Annotated in this window: 23 protein-coding genes and 2 pseudogenes; all 25 read right to left on the bottom strand. The window is 36.8% G+C overall.

Annotated features, from left to right (window positions below; all coding sequences use genetic code 11):
* Positions 1-69: 69 nt before the first annotated feature.
* On the bottom strand, positions 70-594 hold the full coding sequence (locus ACSVH9_RS12190) for a molybdenum cofactor biosynthesis protein MoaE (protein WP_438063945.1): 525 nt from the start codon (positions 592-594) through the stop codon (positions 70-72).
* Between the two features lie 147 nt (positions 595-741).
* A complete protein-coding gene (locus ACSVH9_RS12185; RefSeq protein ID WP_438063944.1) occupies positions 742-1,809 on the bottom strand; it encodes a ThiF family adenylyltransferase in 1,068 nt (355 codons plus the stop codon).
* A gap of 53 nt (positions 1,810-1,862) precedes the next feature.
* Positions 1,863-2,105, bottom strand: a complete 243-nt coding sequence (locus ACSVH9_RS12180) for a MoaD/ThiS family protein (protein WP_438063943.1) — start codon at positions 2,103-2,105, stop codon at positions 1,863-1,865.
* The gene (gene mobA / locus ACSVH9_RS12175; protein WP_438063942.1) at positions 2,102-2,671 is read right to left on the bottom strand and encodes a molybdenum cofactor guanylyltransferase; all 570 of its coding nucleotides are present in this window, start codon (positions 2,669-2,671) and stop codon (positions 2,102-2,104) included. Before mobA ends, ACSVH9_RS12180 begins: the two co-directional genes overlap by 4 nt.
* 13 nt (positions 2,672-2,684) lie before the next feature.
* Positions 2,685-3,434: a sulfite exporter TauE/SafE family protein gene (locus ACSVH9_RS12170; protein ID WP_438063941.1), complete on the bottom strand. Its 750-nt coding sequence runs from the start codon at positions 3,432-3,434 to the stop codon at positions 2,685-2,687.
* Positions 3,431-3,760, bottom strand: a complete 330-nt coding sequence (locus tag ACSVH9_RS12165) for a winged helix-turn-helix domain-containing protein (RefSeq protein WP_438063940.1) — start codon at positions 3,758-3,760, stop codon at positions 3,431-3,433. Before ACSVH9_RS12165 ends, ACSVH9_RS12170 begins: the two co-directional genes overlap by 4 nt.
* 221 nt (positions 3,761-3,981) lie before the next feature.
* Positions 3,982-4,287, bottom strand: coding sequence for a hypothetical protein (locus ACSVH9_RS12160; protein ID WP_438063939.1), 306 nt, complete (start codon positions 4,285-4,287; stop codon positions 3,982-3,984).
* 106 nt (positions 4,288-4,393) lie between these two features.
* A complete protein-coding gene (locus tag ACSVH9_RS12155) occupies positions 4,394-5,569 on the bottom strand; it encodes a molybdopterin molybdotransferase MoeA (RefSeq protein WP_438063938.1) in 1,176 nt (391 codons plus the stop codon).
* 77 nt (positions 5,570-5,646) lie between these two features.
* A complete protein-coding gene (locus ACSVH9_RS12150) occupies positions 5,647-5,895 on the bottom strand; it encodes a DUF6755 family protein (protein ID WP_024980153.1) in 249 nt (82 codons plus the stop codon).
* 15 nt (positions 5,896-5,910) lie between these two features.
* Positions 5,911-6,426, bottom strand: coding sequence for a ubiquinol-cytochrome c reductase iron-sulfur subunit (locus tag ACSVH9_RS12145; RefSeq protein WP_438063937.1), 516 nt, complete (start codon positions 6,424-6,426; stop codon positions 5,911-5,913).
* Positions 6,427-6,636: 210 nt separating this feature from the next.
* A complete protein-coding gene (locus ACSVH9_RS12140) occupies positions 6,637-7,206 on the bottom strand; it encodes a 4Fe-4S dicluster domain-containing protein (RefSeq protein ID WP_438063936.1) in 570 nt (189 codons plus the stop codon).
* Between the two features lie 16 nt (positions 7,207-7,222).
* A complete protein-coding gene (locus tag ACSVH9_RS12135) occupies positions 7,223-9,439 on the bottom strand; it encodes a molybdopterin oxidoreductase family protein (protein ID WP_438063935.1) in 2,217 nt (738 codons plus the stop codon).
* Positions 9,440-9,554: 115 nt separating this feature from the next.
* Positions 9,555-10,604, bottom strand: coding sequence for an MFS transporter (locus ACSVH9_RS12130; RefSeq protein WP_438063934.1), 1,050 nt, complete (start codon positions 10,602-10,604; stop codon positions 9,555-9,557).
* A gap of 37 nt (positions 10,605-10,641) precedes the next feature.
* Positions 10,642-12,234, bottom strand: a complete 1,593-nt coding sequence (locus ACSVH9_RS12125) for an MFS transporter (protein WP_438063933.1) — start codon at positions 12,232-12,234, stop codon at positions 10,642-10,644.
* Between the two features lie 77 nt (positions 12,235-12,311).
* Positions 12,312-13,781: an MFS transporter gene (locus tag ACSVH9_RS12120; protein WP_438063932.1), complete on the bottom strand. Its 1,470-nt coding sequence runs from the start codon at positions 13,779-13,781 to the stop codon at positions 12,312-12,314.
* A gap of 107 nt (positions 13,782-13,888) precedes the next feature.
* On the bottom strand, positions 13,889-15,157 hold the full coding sequence (locus tag ACSVH9_RS12115; protein WP_438063931.1) for an alginate export family protein: 1,269 nt from the start codon (positions 15,155-15,157) through the stop codon (positions 13,889-13,891).
* A 140-nt stretch (positions 15,158-15,297) separates the two neighbouring features.
* Positions 15,298-15,589 (bottom strand): annotated as a pseudogene (gene ccsA / locus ACSVH9_RS12110) (cytochrome c biogenesis protein CcsA); the annotation flags it as partial.
* Positions 15,590-16,009: 420 nt separating this feature from the next.
* Complete coding sequence (locus ACSVH9_RS12105; RefSeq protein WP_438063961.1) at positions 16,010-16,549, bottom strand: SCO family protein; 540 nt, start codon at positions 16,547-16,549, stop codon at positions 16,010-16,012.
* Between the two features lie 122 nt (positions 16,550-16,671).
* A complete protein-coding gene (locus tag ACSVH9_RS12100) occupies positions 16,672-17,442 on the bottom strand; it encodes a formylglycine-generating enzyme family protein (RefSeq protein ID WP_438063930.1) in 771 nt (256 codons plus the stop codon).
* Positions 17,443-17,471: 29 nt separating this feature from the next.
* Positions 17,472-17,792, bottom strand: a pseudogene (locus ACSVH9_RS12095) (c-type cytochrome); the annotation flags it as partial.
* Positions 17,793-17,884: 92 nt separating this feature from the next.
* Positions 17,885-19,369: a copper-containing nitrite reductase gene (gene nirK, locus ACSVH9_RS12090; RefSeq protein ID WP_438063929.1), complete on the bottom strand. Its 1,485-nt coding sequence runs from the start codon at positions 19,367-19,369 to the stop codon at positions 17,885-17,887.
* Between the two features lie 121 nt (positions 19,370-19,490).
* Positions 19,491-19,739: a cytochrome C oxidase subunit IV family protein gene (locus ACSVH9_RS12085; RefSeq protein WP_438063960.1), complete on the bottom strand. Its 249-nt coding sequence runs from the start codon at positions 19,737-19,739 to the stop codon at positions 19,491-19,493.
* Between the two features lie 2 nt (positions 19,740-19,741).
* On the bottom strand, positions 19,742-20,323 hold the full coding sequence (locus ACSVH9_RS12080) for a cytochrome c oxidase subunit 3 (RefSeq protein WP_438063928.1): 582 nt from the start codon (positions 20,321-20,323) through the stop codon (positions 19,742-19,744).
* A 74-nt stretch (positions 20,324-20,397) separates the two neighbouring features.
* A complete protein-coding gene (locus ACSVH9_RS12075; protein ID WP_438063927.1) occupies positions 20,398-21,363 on the bottom strand; it encodes a DUF438 domain-containing protein in 966 nt (321 codons plus the stop codon).
* Between the two features lie 143 nt (positions 21,364-21,506).
* On the bottom strand, positions 21,507-23,282 hold the full coding sequence (locus tag ACSVH9_RS12070; protein WP_438063926.1) for a nitric oxide reductase activation protein NorD: 1,776 nt from the start codon (positions 23,280-23,282) through the stop codon (positions 21,507-21,509).
* Positions 23,283-23,339 lie beyond the last annotated feature (57 nt).

Below are 23,339 nucleotides of genomic sequence, written 5' to 3'. Positions count from 1 at the left end.
ATTTAGGAATTTGAGATTTAGGATTTAGGATTTGGAGTTTTAGCATTTCAACCAAAATTTTAAAACAAACTATGTTGTTCCCCGCCGTGGCGGGGTTAGGGGGCTATTCTCTTTCCAAACATAGGTTTCGTCTTCAAAAATTTCTTTTCCGAAAACGGGGACTTTTTCTTTGATTTCTTCCACCAAATATTCCAAAGCTTCGAAAACTACTTTGCGTCTCGGAGCGGAAACAAAGACAAAAAGGCAAATTTCGCCCGCATTCACCTTCCCTAAACTATGGTAAATATGCATACAAGTTAAATCGTATTTTTCAAAAGCCGATTCGCGTATGTTATGGAATGAAGCTTCTCCCATTTCTTCATAAGCGGAATACTCGATGGCGGTTACTTTTTTCCCGTTGATTGCGTCAGCACGCACTTGCCCAAGAAAAATGTTATGGGCTCCAATGCTGGTTTTGCTTTGGTGCTTGGCTATGGAATTTCCTATGAACTCGGCGGTGATTTGTCCTTGGATAAAGGAGCTTTTGTGCCCCACCCCAGCCCTCCCCGAAAGGGAGGGAGCAGCACTAGGAACTGTATTTTCTTTTTTGCTCATAATTTATATATTTTTTGTCACCTTTAGAAGTTATTTACAGACTAAATCCTTTGTATTTCTAGCTAGTTTGAGTGAAATTTGGCTCGCAAAGGCGCGAAGACGCTAAGTATATCCTCAATAGTTAGAGTCTTGGCACGAGTACTCTATTCATACTTTTTTACTTTTCAAAGATGCTATGCCTTTTTCTAAATGGAAAACGCTAGTAAATCCTGATTTTTGCAGGTATTGCATCGCTGCAAGACTCCGTTGTCCTGTTTGACAAAACAGTAGTATTTCCTGATTTTTATTCAATTTTTCACTGTAATCGGCTAATTCACTCAAAGGAATCTGAAGGATATTCGTTCCTTTATGTTCAGGTTTTTCCTCTACTTCCCGAACGTCAATCACCACTATTTCGGGATGATTGCATTTTTCTAAAAAAATGACTGGGCTTAGACCGTTGTGCGGTTTCTTACTATTCAATATCTTATTTCCGTTAACTACTCCCTTTTCAATGGCTTTTTGATTTTTAGCGAAATCTATGATTTGGGTTGGACCATTCAAAGCATCATACAGCAATACTTTCCCTGACAAAACATCTCCGATTCCTAAAATAATTTTCAGCACTTCGGTGGCTTGAAAGCTCCCTAAGACTTGCGGAACCACTCCCAGAACTCCCGACATTTCACAACTCGGAATGGTGATTCCCTCTTCATTTTCAGGAAACAAACAACGATAGGAAGGTCCGTTTTGAAAGTTAAACACCGAAACTTGCCCTTGAAATTTGTGAATCGAAGCGTATACGACTGGAATTCTTTTGGCCACCGCCACATCGTTAATCAAATACCGTACGCCAATGGTATCGGTACAATCGACTATGATTTGGTACTTTGCTACAATAGTTCCTGCATTATTAGGCTCGAAAAATTCAGGGAAAACTTCAATTTCCACTTCAGGATTGAGCGCTATTAAGGCTTGTTTTGCCACAATGACTTTGGGCTTCCCCACCTCCGAAATCGTATACAATGGTTGCCGATGCAAATTGGATTCGTCCACCACATCGCCATCTGCAATTCCGATATGTCCGATACCAGCTATTACTAAGTTTTGCAAAACAGGACAGCCCAATCCTCCAGCACCAATCACCAAAACACGAGCGTCTAGTAATTTTTGCTGACCGAGGTCTCCCACTTCAGGTAAGATGGTTTGTCGGGAATAGCGGGTGTTGTTGTGCATTTTTTTTAAGTAATTAGTGATTAGTAATTAGTGATTAGCTAAAAAGTGCTTTATCATCCTCCAGCAAAAGGAGGCAAAAAAGCGATAATATCGGCTTCTTTTAAAGCAACTTCGTTACTACAAAGTGCTTGATTCAAAGCAATGCTATAAGCTGTTTTTTGAAAAGCCGGGAAACGATTTTCGATTGCACTTTTCAATCCAAGTAGCGTGGTCACATCGGCTGTCAACTCCACTTGTTCTTCGTTGCAATGGGTAATTTCAGCCAGCAAACCAAAATATTTTAGCGTAACTCTCATTGATTTAAATTTTTATACTCTTCGGGTGTGTTGATGTTTTGCAACTGAGCGCTCCATTGTTCGGGAACACTAAGGGTTTGATGGGTGAGTTCGTCCACAAATCTTCTCACTTTGAGTTGATTGCCCGCTAAAAATTCAGGTAATAGGATGCGAACGGACCTATCATACACCGCTACCAACGGACTTGGTTTATCATTAACTTGCACTTGCGTCATTTGATAAGCATCGGAATGTGCATTGACCAACCACTGTAACAATTCGGAAGAAATCAATGGAACGTCTACACTCAAAATCAGATTGCGTTTGGTGGTAGTATGTTTTAAAGCCGTATAGATTCCGCCAAGAGGTCCTTTGTTGGTAACAATATCCGAAATTCGGGTTACCCCCAAAGCATCGTATCGTTCATCCGAGGAAACAATTATAACATTATTCCCCACTACTGCTGTTACTGCAGCGAGAATATTGGCCACAAAAAACTGTCCTTTCCACTCCAAAAACCCCTTGTCGGTGCCCATTCGTTGGCTTTTCCCTCCTGCTAAAATATAGGCTGTGATGGCGTTTTCCATATTCATTTTCTAATTAAGCGGTTGTGTATAATTTAAAAATAGCAATTCCTAAAACCAAAGCTAAGACATACCGCAATTGAATGGTATTCATTTTTTTACTACCAAAAAAAGCACCCACTACTCCTCCCACAAAGACAATCGCAATTAATAGTAGGGAAGCTTCGGGCAAAGTCCCTCCTTTAGAGGCAAAACCTACTAAACCTGCAATAGAATTTACCAAAATGAATAAGGCCGAAACCGCGGCAGTTTGTTTCATATTTGCCCATCGCAGGAGTAATAGAACAGGGCTTAAAATAATTCCTCCTCCGATTCCCAACAAACCCGACAAAAAACCAATGATTGCGCCAATGGTCAACGCCAACGGAATGGTTACAGGTCTTAGCTCCGTATTTTCTTTACCAAAAACACCCAGCAAGCGAAGGACTGCAAAAACCAAAACAGTGGCCAAAATTATTTTGTAATAAAAAGCGTCGATAGTCAAAAAACCACCTAAAAATGAAAACGGAATCGAAGTAAGGGCAAAGGGATAAAACAACGACCAATTCATTTTTCGTTCTTTATAATAAAAATAAAACGATACTGCCGAAACCAAAATATTCAGTACCAAAGCTGTAGGTTTCATAAAAGTCATTGGAAATGAAAAAAGACTCATCAAGGCCAAATAACCACTAGCACCGCCGTGACCTACACTTGCATACAAGAAAGCAACTACAGGCAATAGTAGCAACAGAAGAGGCGTATCAAAAAGTGTGGCAACGGTCATAGGTTTTCTTTTTTTAACTGTTCGTCCAAAAAATTCCAACAAGCACGATTGATGGTTTCAAAAGAAGCAATTAGCGATTTCCCGTAAGGCGTCAACACCGTCCCTCCTCCTTTGTTCCCGCCAATTCGGGTGCTAATCAAAGGACTTGGCGCTAATCTATTCGATTCATCAACTAACTTCCACGCTTTTTGATAAGACAGATTCATTGCTTTGGCGGCTTTGTTTAACGAACCTGTTTCATCGATTAGCTTTAGCAATTGTACTCTGCCTTCGCTAATCAAAACCCCTTCTTCGGATTCAATCCAAATTTTACTTTTAATTTTCATTCGGTACAATTTATTTTGGTAACGGTTACTATTTATCTGTACTTACTTTAGATTTAAAACCATTCGTTATGCTTTCACAAATATAACGAATTTAGTTTTACAAAAAAGCGATTATCGCATTGAATCTGTTACATATTTAATTAGCGTAACTGAAATTTTTTCTCCAATATCCGCATAAAAAAAGCTGCCCTTTTGGACAGCTTTTCATTTAAACTTGAGAACTAAGCCCTAAAAATCATCCCCTTATGATAGTTATACAATACCTTATCGTAAGGCACATACAGTGAAAGAATCTTTTCAGAATCACTATCAAAAGTCATTTGATTGTGCTTTCTAAATAAATAAATCTCTTTTAAGCAATTGGACAAACTTTGATGGATAAAGGTTGTAAACATTGGCAATTGTTTATCCCCTACATACAAATCCAATTGATAATTGGAACTGCTTTTTGATAAATTGTTTCCAACAATTCGTATGGTGAATTTTGTTGGAACACCCTTGTAAGTACCTTGGTATTCTAAAATCATATCGGCTATTTTTTCGGTTATTATTAAACTAACTAATCAATAGTTGTATTGTATTATATTTTACATAAAAGTATAAAAATAGTATCGTTTTTTTGCTAATAAAATACTAATTCTTTAACCAATAAACCGTAACCAATTCATTTTCTTTCAGTTCATAATCACCTTCACCGACATAGACTAAGGCATTGGCCGTTGAAAACGTATTCAACATAGAAGAAGCCTGATGTGATAGAATCGTCACTTTACCATTCGTGACTTTTGCTTTTAAAAATTGAGAGCGACTGTTGTTGACCGAAAAACAATGTCCTAATGGCAAACTATTTATTGCTTCATATTGAGTAAGCTGTCCAGAAATCCGTTGTAAAGTAGGTAGCACATACACATAAAAACAGGTCAAACAAGCAGCTGGATTTCCAGGCAATGCAAAAATCATCTTTTCATTGACTTTTCCAGCAAAAAGAGGTTTCCCTGGTTTTTGATTGACTTTATGAAACAAAGTTATTACTTGTAATTTTTGAAGGGCTTGGGCAACAAAATCATAATCTCCAACCGAAATTCCTCCAGAAACCAAAACCACCTCGTGTTGACTTATTGCGGTTTGAAGGGTGCTTTTTGTGCTTTCAAAATCGTCTTTTACTGAATATAGCGTCACTTCTTGATAAAAAGCATCTAATAAGGCGGCTTCCAACATCACGCCATTACTTTCATACACTTTCCCGTAAGTCAAAGGCAAACCAGGAGCAAGCAATTCGTTGCCTGTTACCACTATACCTACACTTGGCTTTTTATACAATGGTACCCTAGTTATTCCCAAAGCAGCCAAAAAACCTATAGCTGCAGCATCCAACTGAGTGCCTTTTTGTAAGGCCAATTCTCCTTTCTTGATTTGCTCACCAATTGGTCGAATGTTATCCCCAATCCGAGGCTTACTTTGTAGTAGCAGTTCTGATTGCTGTACTGCTACTCTCTCAATTGGAATCATCGCTTGGGCGGTATCTGGTACGGGTGCTCCAGTAAAAATTTTCACGGCTTGACCGGGTTGCAATACAAAAGATTCGGCATCACCCGCTTTGATTTCACCAATAATTTGATAGGTCAAGCTTTCATGTAAACACACCACATAACCATCCATAGCCGATTGTCGGAAAGGAGGCATATTGATTGGTGAAAAGATTGATTGTGAAAGTATTTTTTTTCTCGCCTCCCTTAAAGAGCAAATCTCTTCTTGAGGAGTTGGTATATTATTTTGTAAGATTGAGAAGGCTTCTGAAACGGTAATCATAAAAATAAGTTTTTGATGCTTTCAAAAATACAATTCCGAATTGATTTTGCTGCGTCAGAATGTAACATAAATCGCATTTATTGTTGTTGCTTATTTCCAGACGGTAAATAATACAACCACCCAAAACCGATTAAAAAAAGAATCAATGAGGCAATAAATGCAGGAATTAAAATCTCTCTATTATTTTCTAAGGCATTGTTCAAAGCCGCATACAACAACCATATCTGTATGGTGACATTCAATATCAAAATGAATATCAGCGTAGAAAGAATGTTATTCAGTTTGTTAGGATTGGCTTGATTCTGACTGGTTCTAAAAGTGCTCATATTATTTTTGTTAGTTTAAACTACTTTAGTTTCCTGTTGTCCTGCTTTTACGTAGATATCGTTTCCTTTTAGAAAAACTTCTAGGTTTGGCAATGCTCTTGGCGGCGGACCTGCTAGTACTTCGCCTGTATTGGCATCAAAGGAGCCGTTGTGACACGGACAATAAATGATATCAGTACCGGGTTTATAAAAAACAGAGCAAGACAAATGAGTACACTTTTGTTCATAGGCTTTGAAGTCACCCGATTCTAAATGAATCAAAATATAAGGAATGGTGCTTCCTTCAATCACAAATGCGCGAGTACCTCCTACAGGAATTTCGCCTTTTTTACATACAAAATGTTCGCCTTCTACTTCTTCTTTTGGGAGTATATAAGCCTTAGCAGCTACCAATCCACTGCCTACCATTAGTCCGCCAGAAACCAGCGTAAGAAATTTGGCAAAATCGCGGCGACTCACATTACTCGCTTGTTGTTTGAGAATTGGAAAATCTTTCTTCCAATTTTTATTTAGGTTATCTTCTTTTGACATAAGACGGTTATCTGTTTTCGGTTATCTGTTATCAGTTATGGGTTGTCGGTTATGAGTTATCAGTTATGAGTTGTCAGTTATGAGTTGTCAGTTATGGGTTTTCTGTTTTGCGTTTTCTGTTTTGCGTTGTCGGTTATGAGTTGTCGGTTATGGGTTATCGGTTATGGGGGTTCAACGTGCTTTGAAGTTACCCTTTGGACTTGGGAATTTCTAATAAATGATTAATTCTGTACTTCCTTTAGGCATCATAATATTAACTTTGGTATTGACCACTTCTTTTCCAAATACAAACGTATTAATGGGTGTACTATTGGGTCGCATTTCTTTAATTTCGGCTTTAGTACCATAAAATAATGCTCCACTAGGGCAAACGGTTGCACACATGGGTTTTTTACCAATACTTGTTCGGTCATAACACATGGTACACTTCATCATCAAATCGTAGGATTCCTCTTTTTTGGGCACGCCAAACGGACAAGCCATCACACAATTGGAACAACCTATACAACGTTCAGTATTGGCGGTATGCACGATACCAAACTCGTCTTTTGAGATGGCATCGGCTGGGCAAACATTGGCACACACTGGATCATCGCAATGCATACAAACCTGAACTGTGGTTTGGATTGTCGACGCTCTATCTACATAATTGACATGAATCATAGAGTCCTGTCCATTGGTCTCGCATTCGGCACAAGCCATCTCACAAGCCTTGCAACCAATGCATCGCTGCATATCTACAAAAAACTCCTCATTTGTATTGAAACTGGTGTAATTCATATTTCTTTTTTATAGATTAGACACTAGCATAAGCAGTTGATTCTTTGGGCGATCCGGCTATCTCTCGAAGCGGTTCCAACTGACAAGCACTCACTTTAAACTCGGGTATTTTAGAAACGGGATCCAAAGTTCCTGGCGTTAACTGATTCGCTGATTTTTTTCCTGACCAATGATAGGGTATAAAAACTGTATCCTCTCTGATGGTTTCAACAATATTCGCAGGAAAAATTCCTTCACCCCTTCGAGTAGATACTTTTACTAGTTCTCTTTGTTGGATACCATATTGCTGCGCTAATTTGGGATGAATTTCTAGCAACGGTTCTGGAAATTGGTCTACCAATTTCCCTATACGTCGAGTTTGCGTTCCACTTAAATACTGAGAAACAACTCTTCCCGTTGTCAAAACCACTGGATAATCTGCATCAACTACTTCACCTGGTAATTTATATGGTGCAGGATTAAAATGCGCTTTTCCGTCGGGTGTTTTAAATTTTTTATCTTCCCAAAGTCTTGGAGTCCCGGGATGATCCTCGGTGGGACATGGCCAAAAAATCCCCATATTATCTTCTATTCTTTTATAGGTAATTCCGTTATAATCGGCTGTTCCTCCTTTAGACGCTACTCGTAATTCGTTAAAAATTGCCTCACTATTTTCATAAGTAAATTTATCCTTAGCTCCCAAGCGATCCGCCAACTCTAATAAGATAAAAGTATCCGTTCTCGCATCACCAGGAGGCGTTACTGCTTGACGAATACGGATGACGCGACCTTCTGCCGAAGTAGTAGTACCTTCCTCTTCTTCTTGTAAGGAACCCGCTAAAATCATATCGGCATGACGAGCCGTTTCATTCAAGAAAAAGTCAATACAAACGTAGTATTCTAATTTCTCTAATGCTTCACGTACGTAATTACTGTTTGGTAATGACACTAGAGGGTTGAAACAAATCGAAAGCAATCCTTTAATTTCACCTCGATGAATGGCTTCGATAATTTCATAAGCAGACAAGCCTTTTCCGGGTAAGTCTTTTTCATTGATTCCCCATACTTCAGATATATACTTACGGTGTTCAGGGTTTTCAATATCTCGATTCCCAGGTAATTGATCGCATTTATGACCGTGCTCTCTTCCTCCCTGACCATTTCCCTGCCCTGTTATCGTTCCGTAACCACAATAAGGTTTTCCGATTCTACCTGTTGCCAATACTAAATTAATACAGCCTACAACATTGTCTACTCCTTTGGAATGGTGTTCAATTCCTCGTGCGTGTAATAAAAAACTAGTTTTTGCTTTGCCCCATAATTCCGCTGCAGCTTTTATTTTATTTCGATCAATTCCGGTCACTTCCTCTGCCCATTCTAGAGTATACTCATTAACCGCATCAATGGTTTCTTGAAAGCCAGAAGTATAATTATCAATAAAATCGTGATCCAAAAGATCGTTTGTAACTAAATAGTTTAGCATCGCCCCATATAAAGCAGAATCCGTTCCTGGACGAACATCTAAATGAATATCGGCTGTTCTTGCTAAAGGAATCATCCTTGGATCGACAACAATTATCTTAGCACCACGGTCACGTGCTTTCCAAATCCAATGGGTTAGCGTAGGAAACGTTTCACTAATATTGGCTCCAGCCACAATAATGACTTCGGCATATTCTAAATCAGAATAGTTATTTGAAGCTCTGTCCAAACCAAAGGCCTTCTTATTACCCGCTCCTGCACTCACCATGCACAAACGACCGTTATAATCTAAGTTTTTGGTCTTTAAGGCCACCCTTGCAAATTTTCCAACCAAATAACTTTTTTCGTTGGTCAATGAAACACCTGAGAGCATCGAAAAAGCATCTTTACCATATTTTTCCTGAATACGTTGTATTTCAGAAACCGTTTTACTCATGGCTTCGTCCCAAGAAGTTGGAACAAATCCCTGACCTTCTACTCGTTTAAGTGGCGAAAGTAATCGGTCTGGGTGATTATTTTGCAAATAGCGCTGTACTCCTTTGGGGCACAATCTCCCTTCGTTAAAAGGAAATTCCATCCAAGGTTCAAACCCAACTACTTTATTGTCTTTGACCAACAACTCTATGCCACATTGCATGCCACAAAAGCAGCAATGGGTTTTTACGTTTTTATCGGGTTCATCTCTTCCTGCATAACCATCTTTGGGGGCATAATTCAAATGTGGACCAAACTTGGCGATGATGTTTTCTTCTACTGTAGGTAATTTTGCCATTTTATATATTTTTAGCCCCCTAACCCCCAAAGGGGGAATTAGTGATTGGGATTTTTTTATTTTCTTAAATTCCTTATTTTATCTTCAACAATTCCCCCTTTGGGGGTTGGGGGCTTTATCCAAACAAATTCCCTCCAGCTTGTCTTGCTTTCAAATGAGCTTGTGCCAATCGGGATCTCTTTCCTTCAGGACTCAAGTCCAAGTGAGAAGTACCATCATCATGAGAAAAATCAAAACCTAACTCCTCTGTTACCGTTTTCAAATCTTGAATGTGCAATTTGGTAGCAAATTCTTCCCCTGTATGGGGACAAACCGCCATCCCCATCTTCATACCTTGTTTTTTATAGATATGAGCCCCAATTTGAGCGGGTCTTTGAATGATGTGGAAAAATTTTCCAAACGGAATCCAAATCAAAAACAAAATCACAGTAACAGCATGTAAAACCGCCAAGAAATCAAAGGCAAAACCTTTCATAAATTGATAAGAATACGTCAATCCAAGTCCGGTCACTGAAATAGCTATCAACAAAATTAGCGGTAACAAATCCCCTTCAAAAGACTGTGTTGCAATTAATCCTGGATTGGTTAAACGTCTTCTCAAATAATATAAAGATCCAAAAATCACCAAATACGAAGACCAATTCAAAGCATGAAAAGTTAGAAAAGCCATAATAGAATCTAACTCAAAAGCCATGACTTTAAATCCAAAAAAATAGGCCTCATAGGTAGAAATGGTATTGGGTGCCATAGCAAAGTGAATCCAACCGAAAGTAAGTGGAATCGTAATCAAAAAAGCTGAAGTACATCCTACTGCTATCATAAAATGCGCCACCCAACGGTATTTCCCTCTAGGATATATAAATTTCTGAAAAGCAATATTTTCAACCGACTCTTTGGTCGCAAACCAAAAATGAGAAAACACTTTACCTGTGACCAAATAGGTAATACCTCTTTTGAAATAAATCCATGTGGGTGGGCGTTGCAACCATACAGAGTAACGGTAAACAATTCCAAAAAAAGCAAAAACGGTTCCAAACAAATAGGTAATGAGAGCAGCATCAAAATTTTGCAGCTTTCTAGAGCCAAAAAATACCAAGACAATCATCACTATGGAAAGTGCTGTTGCAATTAGTAATGCTTTAGTATTAAGATTTTTATTTTTCATTGTCTAACATAACAAATTAGTACTTTAGATTTTTTCGCTAACTTGGTTTCTCACATCCTTTTCTATTGTAAAACCACCAATTGATGATAGTAGCTAAGATACAAAAAAGAACAAGCCCTATAAAAAATTGATTTACAGTACCATTGGCTGTTAAGTTACCCCCAATAAGTTTAGAAAAAATGAATGGTCCAAAAGCAGCTATTGCGGCAGTCCACCCGATTACACCAGCAGCTTGGCGTTGATTATCTGCAAAGATGATAGGGTATTGTCTGAAGGTTCCAGCATTACCCACACCAGTGAAAAAGAACATCATAAAAATTACACCAACAAACATTGGGAATTGGTCTAAACTAGTTGGTGCTACCAAACCTTGAGTAATTAAAACAATAGCTCCTCCAATAATACCTAATCCTGTCAGCGTCGTCAATATAGCTCCTCCCACTTTATCGGCTACAAAACCAAAAGCAACACGGCTTGCGGAACCAATTAATGGTCCATAAAAAGCATATACTAGAGGATCGGGAGCATTAGGAAAATCGCCATATAAGAACTTAATCATTAGAGGGAAAGCTGCTGATAGTCCAGCAAAAGTTCCAAAAGTCATCACATAGGTAATCGTGCAATACCAAGTATGTTTGTTTCCGAAAATATCCATTTGTTCTTTTATGGAGGAATGCATCGGGATGCTTCTTAGATAAAACCAACTAACAATTGATAAAATGATTAGAAATGGAACATACCAAAAAGCTGCCGATTGAATGTAAATGGGTTTATTTACCACAGCTTTTGTGGCAGGACTCATTTCATTCATAATTTTTTCAGCCAATTTTGGGTTGGCATTAGCCATTACTTTAGCTTTAGCTTTAGCTGGCAAGGCAACAAATAGGGTAGCATTATCGGTTGTAGCAATTGTTGCTTTTACAGAATCTAAAACAGTAGGTTTTACAGAGGTCAATAAGGCGGTCTGCACTTGTGGTTCAAGTGCGCTAAATACTTCTTTTTGTTTAGCCACCTCAATAGTTTTAAACACTGCTAAAGCTTCTTTAGCATCAATACTAGTAAAAATTGCACTTGCCCCATAAAGGCTAACACCTAAAATAAGTGGAGTAACAAATTGCGCTAAAGACACCCCGAAATTCCCAATTCCTGCTTGGATTCCCAATGCCGTTCCTTTTAACCTTTTTGGAAAAAACAGACTGGTACTTGGCATATAGGAAGAGAAATCACCTCCACCAAATCCACAGGTAAAAGCTAAAATTGCAAATACCCAAAAAGGAGTACTGGTATCCATGACAGCAAAACCAATACCTATTACAGGAATTAACTTAATTAAAGTTGCCCAAGCAACTACGTGTCTTGTACCAAAAATAGGCAAAATAAACGTGTGAATAATTCTAAGAAAACCAGCAGCTAAACCAGGGATAGCTACCAACCAAAAGAGTTCATCTTTTGAAAATTCAAATCCAAGTCCGGGCAATTTAACTGCAATTACACTCATCATAAACCATGAGGCAAAAGACAATATTAATGAAAGTGTTGTTATTGTGAGTGTTTTCCAAGCTATTGCACTACCTGTTGTTTCCCAAAATTCATTATCTTCTGGTTCCCACTTATCTAGCCATGTTTTCATATGATGTTTATTTTATGTTAGTAGTAATTCTAAAATGAATATTTTGATTTGTCTGTTCGGAACTCGCAAAGACATTCTTAATGTTCAATGTGTTTTGAAAATTGAGGGATTTGAACACGAATGGCTTTGATAATCGTTTTATGCATCCAAATCAGGCAAATTGTTGAAATAGCAAAAATGAAAATCCATGAACTTGTCCACAAACCAGTGGTGCTGAGCAAATACCCAAAAATAATAGGCCCAAAAAAACCACCCAAACCACCTATTAATCCTACCATTCCACCTACTACACCCACTTCATTTGGAAAATACTCGGGTATGTGTTTGTAAACTGCTGCTTTACCAATTCCCCAAGAGATTCCAATTAAAACAACCAAAACTACATATACCCACATATTGGCTTCAAACTTAATTTGTGTAATTCCTTTAGCAATGAGCTCCTTCTTTTTAACTGTTTGATTTTGTTGCACTACTATTTCCTGCCACGAAGCTTTTTCTGGCAAAATAGCTGTTTTTTCGTGTTCAATAGTTTTTCGAGGAATTACGGTATGGACTTTATCATCAATTTTGATAGCATTAGAGCTGATTTGGGTAACTACACCATTTTCAGTAGCCAAAACTCCGGGTCCTGCAGTAAAAATTTCCATTTTGGGAAACATCAACAAAAAGCTAATTACAATGGAGGAACCCAATACCCAATACATTACTTTTCGAGCTCCAAATTTATCGGATAGGTATCCCCCAAAAGCTCTAATTACCCCTGAAGGCAAGCTAAAAAGTGTAGCAAACATTCCGCCCATCACTAATGAAGTTTGGTAAACGTTCATAAAATTGGGTAATAACCACTGGGAATAGGCTACAAAGCATCCAAATACCAAAAAATAATAAGCACCAAAGCGCCAAACACGCATGGATTGTAAAGGTTTTAGAAGATTTTTAAGCTCTTTAGCTTCTACTGCAGGTTTTTTATTTTTAGCCAAAAAGATGAAGAGCAATCCCATAATTACCAAAACAATACCATAGGTTATGGGCAACATTTTCCAACCCTCTGTAGGATTATCTTGAGAAAAATTTGTAAGTAAAGTGGGAGCTACAAAAGTTGTGATAGCGGCACCGGCATTTCCCATTCCAAAAATCCCTAAGGCCCTACCTTGCCAATGTTGCGGATACCAAACCGAGGTGAATCCTATTCCTACTGCAAAACTGGTACCCACCATTCCAAAAAGAAAACTCAAAACGGCAAAACTCCAAAAACTAGTAGCAAAAGGCAGCAAAAACAACGGAATTGCACAGAGTACTAACAAAGTAGAAAAAACAATTTTCCCACCAAATTTATCTGTTAAAATTCCGATAGGTAATCTAAATATTGACCCTGAAAGAATTGGAATTCCGAGAAGCCAACCCACTTCAACTACACTCCAGTTGAATATCCCAGAATCAACCAAAAAAGTAACTAATACACCATTGAGCGTCCAACAGGCAAAGCAAATGGTAAAAGCTAATGTATTTAGGAAAAGAATTTTGTGAGATTGCAGCAAATTATTCATAAAAACTTTATTATTAGAGTAGAAAACTAGAATTTTTAGAATCAAAAGAAAAGTGGATTACAACTCTCTAATTTAATCAAAAATTCTGAAAATCAACTATTTGATACTTATTTATTCGTTGTACTAAATAATTTAGGACTAAATGATACCATTAGCCAAGCCCAATTGTTGGCATCTGCTGCATTGGTTACATTCTTGACACGTTCTAGGGTCGAAGAGGTAAAAATTTGCGAAAAACCACCACTCAAAACGATGTCTTTTTGCAAGGCATAAGAGGCGGTAAAGTCAATTTCTGTCCCTAAATAGCTATCCATTTTTTTGCCTTGAGCATCAAATACTTTATTGGGAGCATTAAAAACATGAGGTGTTAAGGTAAATTGCCACTGTTTATTTTTGTAATTCAACTTCAAATAAGCGTCTTGTAGTCCCACATTATTTTGGTGGTTACCTACATAAAAATAATCCATCAGACCGTTGAAAGCGTGATTCGTTCCAAATAAAGGTGTAAAGGATTTTAACTTCGTGTCAGTATCGTTTTGGTCCTTGCCAGAAAGGAATTCATACCCTAAGCCTGTTGAAAAAGTAGCAGTAGCATTGTACCCGATATAGCCTCCTGCATACCAAGCTCCTACTTTTTTATCAGCAGACTGACCAGTTTGCCCATACAAACCTAAATTCATGTCCCATTTTGTATCTTTAAAAGTGATGTAAGTTCCAAAAGTTTGCTTATAATCTGTTTCTAAATTGGTTGCTGTTTTTTGAAATTCATAACCAGTATTTAAAAATAACAAACTCAAATTAAGTTTTGTCCAATTACGATGAAACCATGCATATTGCATAGCTTTATAATTGGTAGTATAAGGCGTTTTAGGTTCCACCAAATTCTCTGCATTCGCATTTAAAGCAAAACCTATATCCAAAAGGGTATTTCCTTTATTATAACTAATTAATGCGGCATCATGACTTTGTCCTTGTTGCAACCAGTCAATTCCTCCCATGATTCTTTCATTATCATACGAAAGTACTTGTCGTCCTACTCGGGTCGACCAATTGTCATTAAAATTATATTTTGCCCAAGCTTCAAAAACAGCCAAACCATTTTTACCAGCAGTAGCAGTTGTGGCAGCATCTCCCCAAGTACGAATATCTTGAACACTTAGTTTAGCCGTTAATTTATCTTGATGAAAAGCAAAATTTAAGCGAGAACGTTGTGCAATAAAAGAAGTAGCATCATCAGAATTGAGTAACGGACTTCTAACCCCATTTCGAAATTCAAAACGAGGTCGTAGTTGAAGGTCTACGTCAAAATTTTGCGCTATTGTACTACCACTAATTCCTAAAACAACAGTTAGCACTATCTTTTTTATGGTTTTCATATCATTCCCTTTTTCGATTATTAAATAATGATTCAAAGATAAAAGACACTTATTTCCTTTATTATGATAAAAATCATTTTATGTTAAATTTATTAAAAAAAAGTAAAGAAAAATATTTTTAGCAGTAATAAAGTGCTCGATTAAGAATTAGTATAAGTATGCACACTATTTTGAACTGTAGGTAGGTAGTTCACTCCAAATCTACAAACTAAGAGAATCAGAAAAGCAATAGCTAAAAAAACATGACTTTTTTTCTTCCCTAGGATGATAAAATCGATAATGTATATAAAGAATATAGCCATTCCATGTTAAAAAAGCCCAAGTTTCTTTAGGATCCCATGTCCAATAATGTCCCCAAGCTTCTTTGGCCCATAAAGCTCCAAATAACAGTCCTAATGTCAAGAATGCAGTACCGATGTAAACTAAATTATCCTTCATCTTATTCTTATTCTCACTAACTACTATAATTTCTCTAATCCTAATGATTTTTTACTACAAATAAAAATAAGGAATAGGAAAAACAATAATATAATCCAAGTGGTGGATACATTCGTCTAATCCATCTTGCTTTCATAATGAGTTATTTCTATAGATGTTCTATGCAACAAATATAATTAGGACACAAATGTCTTTTAATGATAAATATCATAAAAAACAAAAAACTAGAATCCAAACAATTTAAAAATTGTAGATTCTAGTTCCCTAAAATGAATTAATAACTCTAATGAAAAATACTTAGGATGAATATGAAATCAAATCTAAATTAAAAGTGCAAAATAAATAGAACAAACTATTTTACTCTTATCTATTTACGTTTTTAATACCCAAGTAGAAAAATTGATTCTAATCTTACTATTTTGCTTCATCAATTATTTTGTTTACCGTGGCATCTGAATTGACTCCAAGACCTTCCTGTTGAAAAACTAGTTCTCCTTGGGTATTGAATACGCTAATTATATTAGAATGCGAAAAATCAAGTGGTGCAATCTTCTTATAATTCACAGCTAAAACAGCAGCAAATTCTCTTGTATTATCTTGGGTCGATCTTAAAAATTCCCATTGTGGTGCATCCATTTTATTTTCAATTGCAAAAGCTTTTAGGCGTTTTGGAGTATCTACTTCTGGGTCTATACTAATGAGTACCAGTTTTACTCTATCTTTAATTTCCTCGGGCAAACGAGATTCGATATTACGCATATCGGCAACCAATCTTGGACAAGCGGCTTTACAAGAGGTATAAATCATTACCATTACTAAAACCTTTCCTTTTAAATCCTTCATAACAATATTTTTGCCGTCTTGATTTGTCCATTGTGAGGGCAGATTATAGATAGACAAATCTGAAATAGGCCCATCATTGGTCACTTTTTCAGTCTTTACACAGCTTTGCATACTAGCAAAAAGCAATAACAAAACGAAAATAAAAGCCCTTAATTTAGGTTGCCATTTAAAATTCTGTTTCTTATGAGGTATACTATTCATAAATTATGGTTAAATTAATTCTTCAAAACTTTTTAAAAGTCTTTTGCACATCGAAATCCTAGATTTTTTGTAGTATAATTAGCTTTGAGACTTCCTCTAAAAGCATAGCGCATAAAGGCGGCATAATTCATCAAATCGGTGGCATTTACAGAACCACTTCCGCAAAAGAGATTTTTATCGGTTGCTTTGTCTTTTCTGGATTCGCCCGAGAGAAAAATGCTATTGAAATCCGAAGTCCATTCCCAAACTAAACCATGCATATCATAAACTCCCCAAAAATTCTTGAACGTTTTTCCTACTGGATTTAAGTACGTTTTAGGCTTTTCATACCATGTCAAAATGTATTTATTAAACGATTCTTTGGTTCGAGCATCTGAACGATTTTGATCGGCCATAGCTACATACTCCCATTCATCCATAGTAGGCAATCGCTTTCCTTGGCATTCACAGTATTTCTTGGCGGCAAACCAAGAGATATTGGTTACAGGAGCATTACTCTTATTTTGAGAACCGTAATCATCCTCCGCTGCCCAATGATTCAAATAACTTTTATCAGCAAATAATCCTTTTATTTTAGAACGACTATACGTTTTATTCTGCTTAATAAATACTAAATACTGAGCATTTGTTACTGGATAAACATCTAGAGAAAAGGAAGCAATTTTTATTGGTTGCTTTTTGGTAGCCCCATAAAGAGGGACAAAACTTCCCTCTTCGATGGTTACCATTCTTGTTTCTTGGGCAAAAAGAGTACTACTTATACACACGAGAATAAGTCCTTTTATTTGGTTTAGATGAAACATTGCTACTCTTTTTTTCAAATTAAAACGTTCTATTTACGTTGTGCTTTGACCATAGCTGGGGTTACAACGGTTTTATTATTTCCCCAACTGGCATAAACATAAGTCAAAGCATCAGCAATTTGTTGGTCGCTTAAGGCTTGTGCAGGCATTGCCCCAGTATATTTTTTTCCATTTACCGTAATTGGACCTGAGAGTCCTTTAACTACTCCTTTAATTGCGCGACTTACATCTTTGTTCAAATAATCTGATTTTGCCAAAGGAGGAAAAGCCCCTGGAATACCTTGTCCGGTGGGTTGATGACAAGCCACACAAACTTTATCATACACTCCTTTTCCCTTAGCAGCATTTTGGCCAAAGCCATAAGCGCTTAACACTAGCATGAAGCCAGATAATACATACTTTTTCATTGATTGTTTTTTAAGTTATAATTGATTGTAAAATTTTAATGAGATGCCGCTGGTTTTGGCGCTGGTTTAGCTCGAACCGCTTTTACTTTCGCTGGGGTTACCACCGTTTTATTATTCCCCCAACTGTTGTATACGTAAGTCAAAACATCGGCTACTTCTTCGTCTGTTAAGTTTTGACTGGTCATGACATTATTAAATTTTTTACCATTTACCGTTATTTCGCCACTCAATCCGTGTAGTACGGCGCCGATTGCTCTTTCGGGATTGGCGTTTAAGAAATCTGATTTTGCCAACGGAGGAAAAGCATTAGGAACACCCTGTCCTTCTGATTGATGGCAAGCAAAACAAGTTCTTCCGTATAATTCTTTACCTGATTGAATTTGCTCAGGAACGGTCTTAGCTATATTTTTTTTAGTAGTTCCATTTTCTTTTGGCATGTTTTGAATTGTGCCTCCTTCGGGCAAATAAATTCCCTCTTGCGTAGTCCCTGAATAAATGGATTTATTTTCTTCGCCTTCTACTTTCAACATACCTAGAGCGCCTTTATTGAAAGCTCTGAAAATGGAATGATCTACTAAAATAAAAGTCCCTGGTACATCAACTTTAAACTCTACAATGGCTGAACCTCCTGCTGGAATTAGGGTGGTTTGCACGTTTGTATTTATTTTGTCTCCCCCTTCAATATGCACTTTGTCAAATATCTCTCCGATAACATGGAAAGATGATACCAAATTAGGCCCTCCATTGCCCATAAAAATACGCACAGTTTCGCCAACTTTGGCTGTTATTGCTTTGTCACCAGCAACTGCTCCAACTTTTCCGTTAAAAACTACATAATCTGGCTGTTCTTTGATCGCTTTGTTCATATCGAACGGTTGAACACCTTGTTCTCCATAAGCGCCTTTGGTATAAAAATCGCCTTGCATGATGTAATATTCTTTATCCACAGGAGGTAACCCTCCTTCTGGTTCCACTAAAATCAATCCATACATTCCGTTAGCAATATGCATTCCAACGGGCGCAGTAGCGCAGTGGTACACATATAAACCGGGATTAATGGTTTTAAAGTTGAATACTTTTTCATGCCCTGGAGCCACTAATGATGAAGTAGCACCTCCACCAGGACCGGTTACCGCATGTAAATCTATGTTATGTGGCATTTTGTTATCTGGATGATTCTTAAGGTGAAATTCTACCTCATCACCTACGCGGGTTCTAATAAAACTTCCCGGAACAGATCCTCCAAATGTCCAATAGTTATATTTTACACCATCAACCATCTCGCCTTCTTCCTCTTTGATTTCCATATTAACAATCAGTTTGGTAGCGGCTCGATCCCCAATAGGTTTTGGCACAAAAGGTGGTGCTGTTAATTCGGCTTCTTTTTGTCCTTCGATTTTAATTTCTTTATAATCACTCATAGCCTCTCCTTTTTTGGAACAAGAAGAATAAAAGAATAATACTAATAAGAAAAAGGGGAGCCACAAGAATGGTTTTCGACTATCCAATTTTGTTTTCATAATGTTTTTTAAGTTAGGGTTAGACCTTAATAAAAGATATGTTTGTCTTTTATTAAGATCTAAAAGTAAAACAGATAATCGAATTAAAAACTGACATATATCATATTATAAATCTTTTTTTTTAAAGATTTTTTATACAAATAATGATTCCGATGATTAAAAATAATAAAATAATTAAGGCTCGTTTCCAAAAGATATTAGCTTTTTTTAATTCCATAAATTGAAAAGCAATTAACCAAAATTTACAAACACTACTAAACATTAACAGTACTACTTTTGGCTCTATAGTAGAAAAAGAAGTTGCAACGAATCCAGAAAAAAAAGTCAGTAAAATCAAAAAAATATAAGTTACAATTAAATCTGTTTTCATCATTAAAAAAGTAAATAAAGTATTGGAAATAATAACAACCAGATCAAATCGCAAAGATGCCAAAATGCTGCACTTGCCTCTACATCTTCAACAGTAGTAGAAGAATACTTCTTGGTCATACTGTAATTCGTCCAACACAAAATTACTAATCCAACAATCACATGAATAACATGGAATCCTGTCAATAACCAATAAAAAGTATAAAATATATTGGTGTCTAATGAAATACCACTTTCAATTTTTTGATAATACTCTATACTTTTTAGTGCTAGGAAAAAAATACCTCCCAGCATAGCCAACTTAAATAATACCGAAGATTTTTTAATTTCTTTGTACTTATATTGATGCACGCCATTAGCAAGACAAAATCCACTTGTAAGTAAGAAAACAGTATTTAAGCCTCCCAAAAGAGGGTTCAATTCCATTCGTGATTGATGAAAAACAGTCTTGTTTTCAGTTCCATAGTATACAAACGCCACTAAGGCCATACCGAAAGTGAGGAGTTCGAGAAAAATGATTATCCACATTAGAATTCCCCCGGGAGGATAATAGAAATTTTTGTAATTGATTTTTAAACTCTCCATATATTACTTTTTTAATACATCTCAATGTAAAGGTTTCAATTTTTCTGCTCTAAATTCTGCAATCTTAATTCTTTTTACTCCCAATCCAATAATCTTTTTTCTCCTTCAATTTTTTTAATATCAGTAATATCCTGAGACATTTCAATCACACCTTTATAGTTTTTTTGGGCATCTCTAACTGCAAAATAACGGATGTAAATAAGACGGTCTTTATAGTTAATCCAAAAGGAGGATTCGTTTTGAGTTCCTTTTCTGAATTCGTCTAAGATTTTGAGTACGGTGCCCACGCTTTTTGGAGGATGACAAAACTTTACTTCTCGACCAATTATACCAGCACTCCTAGGAAAAACACGCTCTTCGCCTCTATTGTAAAAAATCACTTTGTCATTTTCGTCCACGTAAGTTAAATCCAAAGGCATCGTTTTGAAAAGCAAATTGACTTGCTCCACTGTCATATATCCTTCATCATAATGAGAAGTGTTTTCCAATGAAAAAGACAAATCCCTTTGTGTAAAATCCTGACTTGGATGTATGTATTCCACTTTTGGGAAAGATGGCGGTGTTTCGGCTAACATCCATCCTATTTCTTCTTCGCCTTTGCGCATTTCAATCCAATCGTTTTTGGTTAAGATTTCTAATGCGTTTGGGAATAGTACGTCCTCTTCAACTCCCATTAATCGAGAAATTCCTTCTGTCAAAAAAGGCGTATTGGTTTTAATTTTTTCCGGATTATTCATTTTTAGATAATACTGAATCAATCGGAATTGCTCTCTCAAATTATCATGAAACGACCACATTCCCTGCGATGGCCCCACCCAGCCTTTCTTTTCCAAAAACGGAAAAAGCTGATTCTCTTTGCGGGCAAACCGTTTTTCTATAGTCAGTAATTGATGAAATATGTTGGTGTATTTTGGCAAATCTACCAATGGATTTACGGCTTTAAGTTCTTCCAAAAGGCTATTGATAATTTCTTTTTCCTGAAAGTAAATCCAAACGGGATGTCCTTCTTGTAATTCGGGTATTTGAACTGTTTTTGTCATTTCAATTAAATTTTAAACCATTTAGGTAGTTTTTAATTTAACCCTGTAAGAAATATAAGAACATTTAAGCTTTACTTATATTGACTTATATTTTTTATAAGGTTAAAATTTCCATTTCAAAATTGATTCCTTTATGGTCATTCTTATTTCTGGTGTTTTATCTTTTCGTATAATTTGACTAACGATTGCAGTAACTCAACGGGAGTCGTTAGGATTTGATAGTGGTTTTGCCCAAACATTTGGGGCAGATAATATTTGGCTTCGGCTTCGATGGCTAATGCGTACGAGTTTATATTTTTCGAATTGAGTTCTCGAAGGGCTTGTTTTACGTCATTGATTCCATATTTGCCTTCGTATTTATCGTAATCGTTGGGCTTTCCGTCAGAAATCAGGATTACCCATTTGTTTTTAGTACTTCGTCTGTCAAGGCGAACACCTGCGTGCCGTAAAGCGGCACCAATCCGGGTATAACCGCTGGGTTCCACAGCTCCCACTTTGTGTTTGGCGGCATTCCAATTTTCGTCAAAATCCTTAATTGTCAAATAAGTGGAGTAATTTCTGGTTTTGGAATAAAAACTGTCTATCGAAAAATCGATATTGAACTCGTTTAGAATTTCACCAAACAAAATAGAAACTTCTTTTTCTACATCAATCACTCTATTTCCGGCTGCGTAGCCATCGCTTGAAAGACTGATATCCAGCAGCATCAGAATAGACAAATCCTTTTCTTTTTTCCGATTCGAAATATAAATTTTATCCGAAGGCGTTCTTTGGGAATGCACATCGACATACAAATCGGTGATGGCATCTATATCAAATTCATCGCCTTGGGTTTGCCTTTTTTGCTGTTGCATTTTGTTATTGACATTCGTCAGCATTTTTCGCAAGCCCATTAATGTTGATGCATTTTTTACTAATGTCTTTTTGTAATAATAGCTATCTGTTTGTAGCTGTGATTTTGGATATACTTTACAAAAATTTTCTTTGTAACTATTTTTGCTACAATCCCATTCATCGTAAGAAAGATGAAAACCTTTTTCATCCACGGCAGCACTCTCGGAAATGGTAGTGTTTTCCATAAAATCCGCTTGGTAAACCGAATGTGCTGTATCATCCACACGAACGGTGTATTTCATATTCAATTCTTCCAAGGCGTCTTGATGGTCTTCCAATTCATCCGAACCATCAAAATCGCGCCAGTTTCCGTTAAAATCCTCGGCGGTTTCTACCTTTTCAAAATTATGAAGTAAGACGTAATCTTCTTGCTGCTTTTTATCGAGTTCGACCATAATCACTTCCTCTACCGCTTTTGCTTTGAGGGTGGTTAACGGCTGCATTTCATTCGGTTTTTTAGTTTTATCCGAGAAGTTTTTCAGTTCTGCATCTTTATCGACTTCTACTTCATTTTTCATCCATTTGCCAAACAGCCAAGAAAAGTCAGGTTCCTTTTTAGCAACAGATTTTTGGATAAAATGATTCTTGGCATTGGCCAAAAACGCTCTGTCAATCGAAAATTCTTCAAACAAAACCGAAAGAATTTCATCAGAGGTATCCAATGCTTTTTGTTGGGAAAGAATTAAAGTCGGTTCTGTTTCTTCAGAAGTCCAATTGTAATTCAAGCGCTGTTGCACGCTTAGATACAAAATTCTAAAATGATAAAAAGTAAGATTCTCTTCCAGCGTTGGGAATTCAGCAAAGGAAATTGGGAGGAAAAAGTTATTATTTTTGTATCCTCCTTCCCTTTCGGCAGGAAATATTTCGATGGGCTTTCCTGTTATGGCTCTAGCCAAAATAGTCACGCGGGATTTAATTTCGCTCAAAAGAACCGTTCTGGCCTCTATTTCTGGATTAGTTTTTTTTCTGCTTTTTAAATGCTTGAAAAACTTCCCAACTAAGTATTCATCTATCTCGAAACCCATAATAAGCCCCCTAACCCCCGAAGGGGGAACTCCTATTAGGGGTCAATAGGAATTTAC

Source organism: Flavobacterium sp. RSSB_23 (assembly GCF_051547145.1).
In the GTDB taxonomy this organism is placed as follows: Bacteria; Bacteroidota; Bacteroidia; order Flavobacteriales; family Flavobacteriaceae; genus Flavobacterium.
Note: the sequence above shows the minus strand (reverse complement) of the source record. Positions and strands in the feature narration are given on the sequence as shown.